This window comes from Shewanella sp. UCD-KL12 (assembly GCF_001957125.1).
Classification (GTDB): Bacteria; Pseudomonadota; Gammaproteobacteria; order Enterobacterales; family Shewanellaceae; genus Shewanella.
In genome coordinates, this window is the sequence record NZ_MPHJ01000001.1 from 1,108,625 (window position 1) to 1,122,665 (window position 14,041).

Here is a 14,041-nt window from a genome sequence, read left to right on the forward strand (position 1 = left end):
TTGATGAGCGTCCAATCAGCTATCATAGTGTTGGGCGCGCCAAATGATCAGTATGGACACCTGTCAGACATTTCAATGTCACGTTGTGACACTGCCTTTGCTGAGCTAAAGAATAAAGTCGAGGCCAAAGTTATCTGTACAGGTGGCTTTGGTGAACACTTCAATCAAACACAGTTTCCCCATGCGCGCTATTGTAAGCAGTACTTGATGAATAAAGGCGTTGATGAGAAAAGGTTTCTTGAATTGGTTGAGAGCCGTTTTACCTTCGAAGATGCCACATTGAGCCTGCCTGTTTTAAAGCTACATAAAATACAGACTGCTACTGTTATCACTTCAGATTTTCATATGGAGAGGGTCAGACTGATTTTTGATGGTGTTTTTTCACTCACTTCCCCACCGATCACACTGAACTACTGCGCAGCTCCCACGCCCGTCTCAGAGCAAGTGTTGTCAGAGCTAAAAGCACATGAGCGTAAAGCGATTGAGCGAGAGAAGCGAAACCTTGCCTCTCTCTTAGGTCATTAGCGCGTATTGGCTGACTGTTGTCTTAGCTTGCTGTAACGCTTGCAAGTGAGTTTAGTTACCCCTTTGCTATCCTAACTATTGTTATTCTAACTATGGTTATTGCGGCTTTTCCACTTTAATAGTATTGAATACTTCCACAGCGTTTTAATCAGCAAATAGCCAATCAAGGCAAAAATCGCACCTAATACCAAACAACCGACCAAAAATGGCGGGCCGATCGTCGATACAGAGGCTTCAATCCAATGCCAGCTTGCTTCAAATGCAAACTCTTGGGGAGGGTGACTTAATATTTTTGCACCTAGCATATAGGCGGCATAAAACATGAAAGGCATGGTGACTGGGTTAGTTATCCAGACTAAGGCTACTGCGAGTGGGAGGTTACAGTTAAATACGATTGCCAAGGCTGCAGCTAAAACCATCTGAAACGGCATTGGTATCCAAGCGACAAAGAGTCCTACTGCAAATGCCGTAGGGGCAGAGCGACGATTAAGTGTCCACAAATTATCTTTATGTAAAAGCGTACCGAACATCCGCAAGTGTTTGTGATTGCGCAGGGTTTCAGCTTTAGGCATAAACCTTTCAATGATTTTTTTTGGCATAGGTTGCAATTACTGTCTTAACTTATTCAGTATGAATCGATTTATGTTTGGCTTTAGCATAACCATTATTTCCACACTTCTGTGGCCAATGCTTCCGCCTGCACCCATATATTTTAGTGCTGTTGTGGTCGGGCTGCTAATGCTTCAACGTTACCCGTTGGTCTCGGGGTCATTACTTGCTGTTGGGTGGATATCGATCTTTGTACAACTCTTATTGGTTGTTGAACCACCGAACAAAGCACAAAATGTAATCGTAAGGGGCGAAATCATATCACTAGTTAGCTCAAACGGCGACTGGGTTAGTATGGATATTCGCCTATTGAATTCAAAAAATGAGATTTTTTTATCGAAAGTGCTAAGGGCGGGCTGGGCTCGCCCACCAAAGCTTGCTGTCGGGCAGCGATGGGAGTTGGAGTTAAAAGCGAAACCTATTACCGGAGTACTGAATCAGGGAGGATATAATCAGCAGCGCAACTTGCTCAGTCGACATATTGTGCTGAAAGCGAGTGTGCAATCAGGTACTTTACTCGCTGAGCCGTTAAGTGTTCGTAGTCAGTTACTTGCTAAGCTTAAACCTGCGCTAACAGATAGAGAAAACGGCGATCTACTCTTAGCGCTATTGCTTGGGGATAAAAGCTTACTTAGCAGCCGCAGGTGGGAGGATTTAAGATCTTCTGGTACTGGGCACCTCATCGCTATCTCAGGTTTGCACCTTTCAGTTGTCAGTTCTTGGGTATTTCTTGTTTTACAATTCACACTTACCTATTGTCGGCCTAGTCAAGGCAGAAGTGGCATACTTATAGCGGGGCTGGGCGCTGCAATTAGTGCAATCTGTTATGCCTATTTTGCAGGTTTTGCTTTGCCTACTCAGCGTGCACTTCTTATGTTGTTGATCATGCTGTTGCTCATGTTTTTGAAGCGGTTCTCTTCACCTTGGGAAAGGTTGCTATTTGCACTGTTCATTATTTTGCTGATTGATCCACTTGCTTGTATGAGTGCGGGGTTCTGGCTTTCATTTAGTGCGCTGACAATTATTTTACTCACTGTATCTCAAAAAAATAGTCAACAAGATTATCGAAAAGCTAAAGCTGGGGTTGTACATTGGCTGGGACTATTTTGGGCTATTCAGTGGCGCTTGAGCATAGGGTTAGGCTTAGTACAATCTTTGCTCTTTGGCGGTATATCGTTTTATGGTTTGATGTTTAATCTCATATTTGTCCCATGGTTCTCCTTTGTTGTTATTCCACTCTCTTTTGTATCCTTTGTTACTTGGGGGCTATTTGGAGGTGAGCTTTCTAATGTGTTTTACTTAGCGGATTTAAGTCTGTCACCTTTCAGTGATAGCTTGGCATTGCTTGAAAACTTACCCAATGCTTGGTTATCGCTATCTAGCCAAGAGATTTTAGCTGTTGCTCTTCTATTAATCGGAGGCTGGTTGATATTAAGGCTTACTCGCTTAACGTGGAGGCTGGTTTCTCTTGTCTTTTCTCTTCCTTTTATCATTACTGCGGTCGATCACATTACACCTCTAGAGGAGAACGAGTGGCGCCTCCATTTACTGGATGTTGGTCAAGGGTTAAGTGCGGTTATAGAAAAATCAGGCCGTGCCATCATCTATGATACTGGCGCGGCTTATGGCGAGCATTTTAGCTATGCTGAGCGTGTAGTCGCCCCCTTCCTTAAATACCGCGGGATTAACCATGTCGACTACATCATAGTTAGCCATGGGGATAACGATCATGCTGGTGGGATTAGCGTGTTACGACAGCAGTTCCCTAAAGCTCAGATTATTACCGATGTTCGAGAGTATTCACAACTCGATTGCCGTCCTAAATCTATACATTGGCATGGATTGGATGTTGATATTATAGCGCCAGCATTACCCATCTCTGGCAATAATGGCTCTTGTGTTGTTAAGGTCAGTGATAAGTTTCATCAGATACTACTGCCTGGAGATATTGAAAAAGCGACAGAAAGGCTACTTACTCGTGAGGAGTCAGCGTTAAAAAGTGAGGTTTTGGTCGCTCCTCATCACGGTAGCCGTACCTCATCTACTGTCGGCTTTATCGATAAGGTATCACCTAAGCTTGTACTCTTTGCCGCAGGGTTTAATAATCGTTACGGATTTCCAAAACAAAATATTATTGATAGATACACAAAACAAGGTGCCCGAGTGTTAGTTACGGGAGAAGAGGGGCAGATAAGTGTACTTTTTCATCAACAAGAGCGCCAAGTTAGGGGATATCGTACGAATCTTGCTCCTTTTTGGTACAACCGCTTGTTTAGGTTTGGTGAGAGCGTAGATCCAGAGTAGAATGCTCTTTTTGAATTAAGAATAGACCTCATTAATGACAAACTCTTCCGATAAAGAAGTCTGGACTGTATTTAAGCGCTTATTTGGTTATATCAAACCGCTCAAGGTTGTTTTTGCGCTAGCAGTATTGGGCTTGGTCATGTATGCCGCCGTTGACGCTACTTTTATTGCAGTTATAAAGCCTTTTATTGATGAAGGTTTTGGCGGGCAGGCCAGTCAAGTCACTTCAGCTGCAGGCGTTGGAGGAATCGATTTAGGGACAAGCCAAGGGTTTAACGCCTCTAGTGAAGTGCTAACTATTGCACCCTTTGTCGTCATTTTCCTGTTTAGTGTACGTGGCTTAGCTAACTTTCTCTCGACTTATTGCATTCAGTATATGAGTGCTCGTCTGATTAAAGATATGCGCCAGGAGGTATTTGAACACTACCTTACTTTGCCTGTTAGTTACATGGACCGAGAAAATTCAGGTAATTTAATCTCACGAGTAACCTACGATACTGAACAGATCGCACGAGCGACCGGCAGTGCATTGATCTCTATTGTAAGAGACAGCATCACAGTTATCGGCATGTTGTCGATCATGTTCTACTACTCTTGGAAACTGTCACTATGCATTTTAGTCATCGCGCCTATTATGGGCTTGATCATTTCCGTGGTCAGCAAGCGTTTTAGAAAAGTATCAAAGCGTATTCAAGCTGCAATGGGAGGGGTAACCGCCTCAACAGAGCAGATGATTAAAGGCCACAAAAATGTGTTAGCTTTTGGCGGTCAACAAACAGAATCTGATCGTTTTGCCGCTGTTAACGAGCTTAACCGTTACCAGCACATGAAGCTGGCAATGGCTCAGTCTGTGAGTCAGCCTTTAATTATGGTGATTGGCTCATTTGCCATCGCTTTTGTGCTTTATGCTGCAAGCTTTGAAACCTTACAAGCTGAGCTTACGACCGGTATATTTGCAACCATTCTAGGTGCAATGCTTGCGATGTTGCAGCCAATTAAAAACTTAACTCGAGTGAATGCTGAATTTCAGCGTGGAATCGCGGCATGTACCACAGTATTTGAACTGCTCGATACTCAACCTGAGGTTGATGAAGGTAAACATCAGATTGAACGTGTAAAAGGGAATTTGAGCTTTAATCAGGTGAGCTTTCGTTATCCTGAACAGGAAAAGCTGGCACTAGATAATATCGACTTCTCTGTGAGTCAGGGAAAAACTGTCGCTTTAGTGGGACGCTCAGGCTCAGGTAAGTCAACCATCGCAAATCTTGTGACTCGTTTCTATACGGGATTATCGGAAGGTAGTATTGAACTCGATGGTGTCAATATTGACGACTACAGCCTTAAGTGTTTACGTGAGCAGGTGGCGCTAGTTTCTCAGCAAGTCACGCTATTTAATGACTCTATCGCTAATAATATTGCTTATGCCTATTCAGGCGAGGTGACTCGTGAGCAAATCGTTAAAGCTGCGACACTTGCCCATGCCATGGAGTTTATCGAGCTATTACCTGATGGTTTAGACACGCAAGTCGGTGAAAACGGTGTGTTACTTTCAGGTGGCCAAAGGCAAAGAATTGCTATTGCAAGAGCCATCTTACGTAACTCACCAGTGCTCATCTTAGACGAAGCAACATCAGCCTTAGATACAGAGTCAGAAAAAGCCATACAACAAGGGCTTGATAACCTGCGACATAATAGAACATCGATTGTTATTGCCCACCGCCTATCTACGATAGAATCGGCCGACCTTATCTTAGTGATCGATCAAGGTTTGGTGGTTGAACGAGGCGATCATCAATCATTGCTCGACCAAAACGGTGTCTACGCTAACTTGTATAATATGCAGTTCACTGGTTAATCGAATGCAGAAGTTTGTTAATGCAATTTGGTACCCAAGCAATAAACCATCACTGATGTTTATGCTATTGAGGTACCTTCTGCTGCCGTTATCAGTGCTGTTTTTTCTCGTTAGCACTGCCCGTCGATATCTATTTAAAGTGGGAGTGAACCAGGCGATATCGCTGCCAGTACCTGTGATTATTGTCGGTAATATCACAGTGGGAGGGAGTGGTAAAACACCAACCGTTATCTACCTTATTGAGTTGCTTAGAAAGCAAGGACTCAGACCTGGCGTGATTAGCCGTGGTTATGGTATAGAATTTGATGGTGTGAGAGTTGTAGAGCCTGGAATGGATACATCTGAGGTCGGCGATGAGCCTGCGATGATAGTGGCCAGAACAGGGGTTGCTATGGTCATAGGCGCTGACCGAGTTTCAGCCGCAAAAGAGTTAATTAAGCGTGGTGATGTTGATGTCATCATCAGCGATGATGGTTTACAGCATTACAAGCTAGAGCGTGATATTGAGTTGGTTATCCTCGATGGGGAACGTAGGCTCGGTAATGGCGCGCTTTTGCCTGCAGGGCCGTTGCGTGAAGGCGCTTGGCGAATGGGGCATGTTGACTTTGTTATCGTCAACGGTGAAGCACACCATGATGAATATCAGATGGCACTAGCACCTTCTGGATTGAAGGCTGTTGCACCGGGTAATCTCTCGACCTTTGAGCAACAGACTGCGACAGCTATTGCTGGCATTGGCAATCCGCAACGTTTTTTTAATACATTGGCTCAGGAAGGTTATCTGATCGATAAAACACATGCTTTTGATGATCATCAAGCCTATACAGCAGAGGTGTTGTCTCAAGTTGTTGGTGATGCGCCTGTATTAATGACAGAAAAAGATGCGGTCAAGTGTCGCGATTTTGCAAAAGATAACTGGTGGTATCTTGCAGTTGATGCAAAGCTATCATCAACATTTGAATCAAAACTTATGGACAAGGTCCATAGCGTTATCGAACAGAAGAAAGGAAAGTCAGATGGCATTTGATAAAAAATTATTAGAAATTGTTGCTTGCCCAGTGTGTAAGGGAAAGCTGACGTATGATAAGACAAAGCAGATACTGATCTGTAAAGCTGATCGCCTTGCTTATGCTATCAATGATGGTATACCTGTATTGCTCGAGAATAAGGCTGAGCCTTGGCAGGAAGAAGCGTAAAGGCTTATCTGTTTGAATAACGCTCCTAATAGGGGCGTTTTTTTTGACATGTTGAATCAATACCTATGATGACGGTTAATCATTGTTGTCTCCAATGTCTAGATTGTCATCAGCTGTATATTCAGCCTGATTGAACTAAAAAAATACGCACTTATGTGCGTATTTTCATGTGGAGCCGAAGAGGTGAACTACTTCAAACCTTCATAGAGGGTTGTTATCCATCTGTCATGGCTGATAAACGACCAACTCCAGTCCCTTTCGCTTTTAGGGACACCTTGCGCTTTAACCTGCTCAAGTGTCTTTCCTTCGGCGATATTATCTTGCATCCAATTAATAGAGCTATCAAGCATGTGTTTAAAGCGAATGAGATCGTCCTTGTTGGCTATCTCACCATGGCCAGGAATGACCTGAGTAGCGCTGTCAATTTTTCTTATCATGGTCGCGACATTATCTCGATAACCTATAACTGAGCCACCTGCTTTTAGGTCGATATAGGGGTATCTGTCTTTGAAGAAGAGATCGCCCATATGCACGACACTTTTGTCAGCCCAAAGTACCACGCTGTCGCCATCGGTATGGCCAGGACCCATATGTAATAGATGCAAAGTGCTATTGTTGAGATGAATACTAGTCCCTTCATGATAAGTGACAGAAGGTAATCCGGCAGGCTTGTAACTTGTATCGCCAGCCAAACGCTTGAGTACATTGTGATGAGCGAAGATGATAGAGCTTTGGCCAAATAGATTGTTCCCCCCGGTATGATCGCCATGGTAATGCGTATTGACGACATACTTAGGTAAGCCGGGCTGAATGGTTGATAAAGTGGCTATTATTTTTTCTGATAGTGGGGCAAATTGATTATCAATAATCAAGATACCGTCTTTACCCGCCGATACGCCGATATTGCCACCAGAGCCTGTCAGCATATAACTCGACTCGGACAGTTTCAGTTGAGTGACTTCAACGTCTGAAAATCTATCAGCGATGGCTGAAAAAGAGAGTGTCAATGTTAATGCTAACGAAGATGTTTTGGTAAAAAAATTAAAAGAGCCCATGCTAGTCACCCTTGTTACTGCTTTTTTATTATTGTTAATTATTCTTTGCTGTTAATAACATACAGGTAAAAAAAAGGGGCTGCAATCAGCAACCCCTATTCTTTTAATATATCTGACCGCAATTGGCGGCAGCGGGTTTTAATAAGCCCAAGGTATTAATCTTCTTGAACGGGTATTAGCTTCACCAAGCCTCACAGCTGAGTTATAGCGTATGCGGTAGAGAGCCTGGTAGCAAAGTGGCACTAGGTATAGACTTGTGACCGTTGAAAAGGTTAATCCCCCTATGATGGCGATTGCCATAGGCGAATATGAAGGACCACCTCCGCCTAATTGAGTATCTCCCATAGCCAGTGGTACTAAACCCAATACAGTGGTACCTACCGTCATGAGTACAGGACGTAGACGAGAAATACATACCTGACTAATAGCGTTCGATAACTTATCCAATTCAGGCTCTTTCTGGTTAATCTGATCCACCAAAACAATGCCGTTATTGACCACAATTCCCATTAAGATCAAGATACCAATCATCACCATGACCCCCATAGGCGTGCCACTGAATAATAAGCCCCAGAACACACCTGTAATTGAAAAGAGAATTGAGGTAATAATTGCTGTGGGCAGTAACAGGGATTCAAATAGTGCAGCCATTACAATATAGATCATGGCGATAGCTAAGATCATGTTTGTGACCATAATCCCTTGATCTTCATCTTGCTTTTGGAAGCCACCTCGTAATGAATAACCGTAACCTGCAGGGAAGTTCACTGTATCCATCACCTCAGTGATTTTCTCTTGTGCTTCTTCGGTGGTTAAGTCATCAAGGTTAGCACCAATCGATAGGGCTGTTTGTCTGTCGTAATGGCGAATCGTGTCAAATCGTGGTGAGATCTGGACATTCGCTAAACTATCCAAAGTGTATACGCGATTATCGATACGGATAATCGGTAGCTGCTTCAAACGCTCAAGTGACAGGCGCCACTCTTGTTCAAAAGACATCTCAATACGCAGTTCGCCATTAGGATCGTGACGGAATGAGCGAAGCTGAGTACCTCTTAATGCCATAGAGATACTCGATGCAATCTCGTTGAGTTTAAGATCGAGTCGGGCGGCCATCTGACGGTCAATTTGTATCACTACCTCTTGCTGTGCGCCACTGAGTTCAGATCTTACATCGGTTAAGCCTTCAATCTTTGACAGCAGAGGGATCACATTATTACTGATCTCGATTAAATCACTGGTTGAACGACCTGTTAATGTGACTCTTAAACCATTGTTACCTCCCCCCCAGCCAAATTGAGGTTTGGCTATTGAGAATTTCGGAAAGCCTTCCCTAATGCTTTTTTTCAGCGCTTTCATGTCGACCTCTGTATCCTCTTTAAGGATCAGCGTCGATTGACCGCGATCAGGCGCATAATAGCTATAAACAGAGTCGATATGGAACTCATCTTTATTGGCATAAAGATACTTCTCCATCTTAGTGATCATCGCTTCAGTAACATCTAAGTTATGACGACCTTCAACTTGATAATTAATGTAGAGCTTATTGTTACCTTCGCCATCAGATTGATCTTGTTTGACCATACTCAAGGGCAGTGCAGTCGACGCTAAGATGAGTATAGAAATCACGCCTGAAGTGCGAGGGTGGGCTAATATCCAGCCTAAACTTTTCTGATAGAAAGTCTGTAGCTTGCTTTCACTTGTTTTAGCGTCGACTTTGATGTTCATTTTACTGAGCATTAGTGGCAGTAAAGTCTTAGCAACGAGCAGGGAAGCGGCCAGTGAAATACAGATGGCGATCGCTACATGCTCCAAGAAAATGGTGAGCTCAACTTTTACACCAAATATATTAGGCAGGAATACAATGGCTGTCGTCAGGGTTCCCGCTAGCACAGCAAGTGCGACCTTATTCACGCCAGAAAGTACGGCGGTGTTGTTGACCTCATCAAATGATGCTTTATTTGTTGAGTTTTCATTGGCTGCGGCTTGTTTCTCCTGCAGCACACTTTCAGTGACCACAACCGCATTATCGATAAGCATACCAACAGCAAGCAGTAAGCCCATCATAGAGAGGATATTGAGGCTGTAACCTAGCAGATACATAGCAGCTAACGTCATGCAGATTGAAATTGGCACTGAGGTGACTACGACTAGGGTCATCTTCAAGTTTCTTAAAAACAGATACAAGACAGCAAAAGAGAGTAGGGCACCAATTAATCCTGCGGTGAGAAGATCATTAAGTGATGAGGTGACGCCATAAGCTTGATCTTCCATCACAAACAATTTAATGCCATCAAATTGCTGATCTTGTTTCGCATTTTCAATGACTTTCATCACTCGCTCAGAGACTTCAACTAAGTTGGCGCCGGACTCTTTAAACACGTCTAAGCCTACGGCATAGTTTTGATCGAGATGACGCCCATCTAAACGTTCTGGGAGTGAATAGGTCACATTGGCGATATCGCCTAGTGTGATGCCGGGCTTGAGTACCACTGCATTGATCTCATCGAGATTTCTAAACTCACCTTTTGGAGAGACTTGATAGACTCTTGCATTGGCTCTTAAAATACCGGCACTTACAATGAAGTTTTCTTGCTGTAATCGCTGGTTAAGGTACTGCAGTGAGACGCCGCTTGATGACAGCTTATCGGCATTAATCCTAATCTCTATCTGCTTTTGCTCAACCCCATACAAGGTGACTTGAGAAACGCCCTCGACTCGTTCGAGTGGACGTTTTAATTGCTTGTCGAGTAGATCAAAAGCACCTGAAAGCTCACGATCACTCGATATCCTCAAGTTAAGTACAGGCATATCAGCAGTACTGAACTGTCTAATAAAGACCCGCTCAACATCTTTAGGTAAAAGGTGCCTTACAGCATCAACTTTTTCACGTGCTTCCAGACTCTTTGTTGCGACATTCTCGCCCCACTTCATTCTGAGTTCGATTTCTGCGCCATTTTGAGAAGAGCTAGATCTTAGCTCCTCTATACCACCCATGGTTGCCAATGACTCTTCCAAAATACTGGTGATGTCACGCTCCACCTCAGCTGGCGTTGAGCCTTTGTAGGGAACCTCAATATTGACCTGTGGCATATCAATGCCGGGAAACATCTCCAGTGGCAGCAAGCGACTCGAAGCCAAACCAAATAGCAGAATGGCGACGAAGAACATGCTGGTGGTAACAGGTCTAGATATCGCTAACTTTGTGATATTCATGCCTGGTCTCCTTGCATTGCCATGCTTTCAGTACCTGTATGAGCTGGCGAGTTTTTGTCAGCTTGTTTCGGCTCAAACTCTTTACGGTCAAATAGGGCATACAGCACAGGGATCACGACGAGTGTCAGTAGCGTCGATAGGATTAATCCAAATATGACAGTAATGGCCATAGGGGCTCTCACTTCTGAACCATCTCCTAAACCAAACGCCATTGGAGATAAGCCTAGTGCTGTCGTTAGGGTAGTCATGATAATTGGGCGTAAACGCGATTTTGCGGCTTGCGATATTGCTGACATCTTCTCAATGCCTTCAGCCCTTAGTTGATTAATACGGTCAACTAAAACAATGGCATTATTGACTACGATACCCGCTAGCATGATAAGTCCGATAAACACCACCACACTGAGATGAGTGTTAGTGATATACAGGCCTAAAATACTGCCGCCTACAGCCATTGGCACTGCAATTAAGATAAGCAGTGGGTGTAATAGAGACTCAAACTGACTAGCCATAACCAGATAGACTAAGAATACTGCTAGCACTAAAGCTATCTGCAGTGACTGGAAAGAGTGCTCCATCTCCTCATTTTGACCACCAAACCTAGCTTGAATTGAGGTGGGCAGTGTTTGATTAGCGAGAATGTCTCTGGCTTCTAGTACTGCTTCATTCAAGTCTCCGTAAGCTAAGTTTGCAGAAACGATAGCAACTCTTTGCTGGCTTATACGGTTAATGGCAGATGGGCCAAGCTTTAAAGTCACATCAGCCACTGCACTTAGGGCAATAGGGTGACTGCTATCTGGATTGATGATCATGGCATCAATATCACTGATCTGATCGCGTTCATCAATTTCGCTTCTTACTAAGATATCGACTTTACGATCTCGTACTGTGTATTGACTCGCTACTGTGCCACCAATTCGTTGTGCGATACGATTTGCAACCGTTGGTGCATCCATACCTAACGCTGCGAGTCGCTCATGGTCGAAACGTATGCTCAGCTCAGGCTGGCCATCTCTAAGACTAGTGTTAAGGTCTGCAAAACGATCTGAGTCAGATAGAGCATCAACTAAGTTGTTTGAGGTTTGTTTTAGTTGAGCCAAATCATAACCAACTAATTCAATTTCAAGCGGTGTCTTAAAGCTAAATAGCTCTGGATGTTGGATTTTTGCTTCTAGCTCTGGAATACGCATGGCTGTGGTTCGCAATACAGATGCTACTGCGTCAAAGGCGTTATGATCAGCGAGTACAACTTGCAAGCGTCCCCAGTTTTCACCGCCACGTGAAGTGTCTGATGTCATCAAACCACCGCTACCAGCTTGGCTATAGGCGTGTTTCACATCTTCTCTGTCTTTAATAGATAGCGCAAGGCGGCGAAGTACCTTGTCTGTTTCTGAAACCTCAGTGCCTGGTGCGAGTAATATCTCTACGTAGAACTCACCTTGGTTCATTGGAGGAATAAGCTCCATACCAAGCTTAGGTATCAAAGATGCGGCAGAAACTGTCACTAAAATAGCGATAGAGAGTGTTAACACTTTAAACTTAAGGGCGAATGCTAAAAGGCTGTGATAAATACGCTCAAGTTGGCGGTAACACCAGTTGAACCCTTGGCTGAGCGGACGCATAAATAGTCCGGTAAACCAAGAGATGACGCGTCCTATCATTAGCACTGTAGTAAGTAAAATGCTAGGTAAGTAACTGAACAACATTACAAATGGAAAAGAGAATACTGTTGCACTGTAATGCTTTAACTTGCCAAGCTTAGTTTCAGGTGTTGGCTTTTTCTCTTTAGCCAGTAGTGGCGGTAGCGTTTTAATGCCTTCTCTTGAAGCCAACATAGGAATAGTGGTTAGGGCGACTAACAAAGACGCAAGTAGTGCAAATGTCACGGTTAGGGCTTGATCTGAAAACAGGGCGCCCGCCACACCATCGACAAACACTAATGGAACAAAAACAGCCAAGGTCGTCAGTGTAGATGCAAATATAGCGCCCGATACCTCTTTGGTTCCTGTGACGGCGGCTTCAAGTTTACTCATTCCAAGAGAGCGGCAGCGGTCGATATTTTCCAGCACAACAATGGCATTATCGACTAATAAGCCGACAGCAAGCGCAATGCCCCCTAAAGACATAATGTTTAAACTAATATTGGCAAAGTACATCATGTTAAATGTAGCTATCACCGAGAATGGAATAGAGATAGAGATGATCAAGGTTGGAATGATATCTCGTAAAAACAGGTAGATGATAAGCATAGAGAGTAAACTCCCTATTAATGCCGCAGATGTTACTTCACTGACTGCACTTTCAATAAACTCAGATTGATCGTAAATAACCGTGAGATCTGACTTAACATTACTCGCATTTATATTGTCCAGCGCCGCAGTCACTTTTCTAGCAACGGCTACCGTATTGGCATCGCCCTCTTTATAGATAGCTAGCTCAATGGACTCTTGATCGCCAATACGTGTTATATCGTTCCTCTCCTTGTGAGCATCGATGATTTCAGCAACTTCAAAGAGTTTTACTAATGTTTGCGCATCTCTATAAACAATGATCTGGCCGAGCTCTTCGAGAGAGTTAAATTGGTTCAAGGTTCTGACTAGGTACTCTTTATCACCTTGTATCACTTTACCCGCTGAAAGGTTGATGTTCTCTTCGGCAATTCGGTTTCGAATTTTGTCAGCATTCAAGTTCAACTGAGTGAGCTTTTGCTGATTGAGCTGAATATGTACCTCTTGTTGTAAACCACCAGAAAGCCTAACCGCCGCAACACCACTTAAAGACTCTAGTTGACGCTTTAGCTCCTCCTCGGCATAAGTTCTCATCTGTTTAAGTTCTGTGTCACTGGCATCAGGGACGGATAGTGCTAAGCGCACAATAGGGTCAAGGTTAGGGTTGAACCTGAGTAATAATGGCTTTTTAACGTCCAATGGCAAAATAATAGTGTCTAGCTTCTCTCTCACATCTAGGCTGGCCATATCCATGTCTGTACCCCATTCAAATTCGAGTACGACATCCGACATACCTGAACGAGAGATAGAACTGATTTTTCTAAGACCTTTTACAATCCCTGCGGCTTCTTCAATAGGCTTAGAGACTAACTGCTCGACTTCGACCGGCGCTGCACCCACATATTGTGTACGTATGGTAATTGTTGGGTAGCTTAGATCTGGTAGTAATTTTACTGCCAGACGCGAGAAGCCAACCATGCCAAAAAGAATCACAGCAAGCATAAACATCCATACAGTGACAGGTCGTTTTACCGATGTTTTTATAATAGACAT

The 14,041-nt window shown here is 43.7% G+C and carries 9 protein-coding genes; 5 read left to right on the forward strand and 4 right to left on the reverse strand.

The window, feature by feature from the left end:
• The first annotated feature begins 3 nt into the window (after window positions 1–3).
• Entirely contained in the window at window positions 4–525 is a 522-nt protein-coding gene (locus tag BM736_RS04650) for a YdcF family protein (protein ID WP_076409167.1), read from the forward strand.
• An 86-nt stretch (window positions 526–611) separates the two neighbouring features.
• Here BM736_RS04650 and BM736_RS04655 read toward each other — a convergent pair whose 3' ends face one another.
• A complete protein-coding gene (locus tag BM736_RS04655; protein WP_076409170.1) occupies window positions 612–1,124 on the reverse strand; it encodes a DUF2062 domain-containing protein in 513 nt (170 codons plus the stop codon).
• A gap of 31 nt (window positions 1,125–1,155) precedes the next feature.
• Here BM736_RS04655 and BM736_RS04660 point away from each other — a divergent pair, with 31 nt between their 5' ends.
• The 4 genes from BM736_RS04660 to BM736_RS04675 are packed head-to-tail and all read left to right on the forward strand — an operon-like array spanning window position 1,156 to window position 6,489.
• Window positions 1,156–3,438, forward strand: a complete 2,283-nt coding sequence (locus tag BM736_RS04660; RefSeq protein ID WP_076409172.1) for a DNA internalization-related competence protein ComEC/Rec2 — start codon at window positions 1,156–1,158, stop codon at window positions 3,436–3,438.
• 34 nt (window positions 3,439–3,472) lie between these two features.
• Entirely contained in the window at window positions 3,473–5,293 is a 1,821-nt protein-coding gene (msbA, locus tag BM736_RS04665) for a lipid A export permease/ATP-binding protein MsbA (RefSeq protein ID WP_076409174.1), read from the forward strand.
• Window positions 5,294–5,297: 4 nt separating this feature from the next.
• A complete protein-coding gene (gene lpxK, locus BM736_RS04670) occupies window positions 5,298–6,320 on the forward strand; it encodes a tetraacyldisaccharide 4'-kinase (RefSeq protein ID WP_076409178.1) in 1,023 nt (340 codons plus the stop codon).
• Entirely contained in the window at window positions 6,310–6,489 is a 180-nt protein-coding gene (locus BM736_RS04675; protein ID WP_076409180.1) for a Trm112 family protein, read from the forward strand. Before lpxK ends, BM736_RS04675 begins: the two co-directional genes overlap by 11 nt.
• Before the next feature lie 188 nt (window positions 6,490–6,677).
• Here BM736_RS04675 and BM736_RS04680 read toward each other — a convergent pair whose 3' ends face one another.
• The 3 genes from BM736_RS04680 to BM736_RS04690 form a co-directional block, all read right to left on the reverse strand.
• Window positions 6,678–7,544: an MBL fold metallo-hydrolase gene (locus tag BM736_RS04680; RefSeq protein ID WP_076409183.1), complete on the reverse strand. Its 867-nt coding sequence runs from the start codon at window positions 7,542–7,544 to the stop codon at window positions 6,678–6,680.
• Window positions 7,545–7,682: 138 nt separating this feature from the next.
• Window positions 7,683–10,760, reverse strand: coding sequence for an efflux RND transporter permease subunit (locus BM736_RS04685; RefSeq protein ID WP_076409185.1), 3,078 nt, complete (start codon window positions 10,758–10,760; stop codon window positions 7,683–7,685).
• Entirely contained in the window at window positions 10,757–14,041 is a 3,285-nt protein-coding gene (locus tag BM736_RS04690; protein ID WP_076409188.1) for an efflux RND transporter permease subunit, read from the reverse strand. Before BM736_RS04690 ends, BM736_RS04685 begins: the two co-directional genes overlap by 4 nt.

Excerpts from the sequence above, each read along its gene's own strand:
- BM736_RS04650 (WP_076409167.1), top strand. The coding sequence starts at position 4 with ATGAGCGTCCAATCAGCTATCATAGTGTTGGGCGCGCCAAATGATCAG.
- BM736_RS04655 (WP_076409170.1), bottom strand. The coding sequence starts at position 1,124 with ATGCCAAAAAAAATCATTGAAAGGTTTATGCCTAAAGCTGAAACCCTG.
- BM736_RS04660 (WP_076409172.1), top strand. The coding sequence starts at position 1,156 with ATGAATCGATTTATGTTTGGCTTTAGCATAACCATTATTTCCACACTT.
- msbA (WP_076409174.1), top strand. The coding sequence starts at position 3,473 with ATGACAAACTCTTCCGATAAAGAAGTCTGGACTGTATTTAAGCGCTTA.
- lpxK (WP_076409178.1), top strand. The coding sequence starts at position 5,298 with ATGCAGAAGTTTGTTAATGCAATTTGGTACCCAAGCAATAAACCATCA.
- BM736_RS04675 (WP_076409180.1), top strand. The coding sequence starts at position 6,310 with ATGGCATTTGATAAAAAATTATTAGAAATTGTTGCTTGCCCAGTGTGT.
- BM736_RS04680 (WP_076409183.1), bottom strand. The coding sequence starts at position 7,544 with ATGGGCTCTTTTAATTTTTTTACCAAAACATCTTCGTTAGCATTAACA.
- BM736_RS04685 (WP_076409185.1), bottom strand. The coding sequence starts at position 10,760 with ATGAATATCACAAAGTTAGCGATATCTAGACCTGTTACCACCAGCATG.
- BM736_RS04690 (WP_076409188.1), bottom strand. The coding sequence starts at position 14,041 with ATGTCTATTATAAAAACATCGGTAAAACGACCTGTCACTGTATGGATG.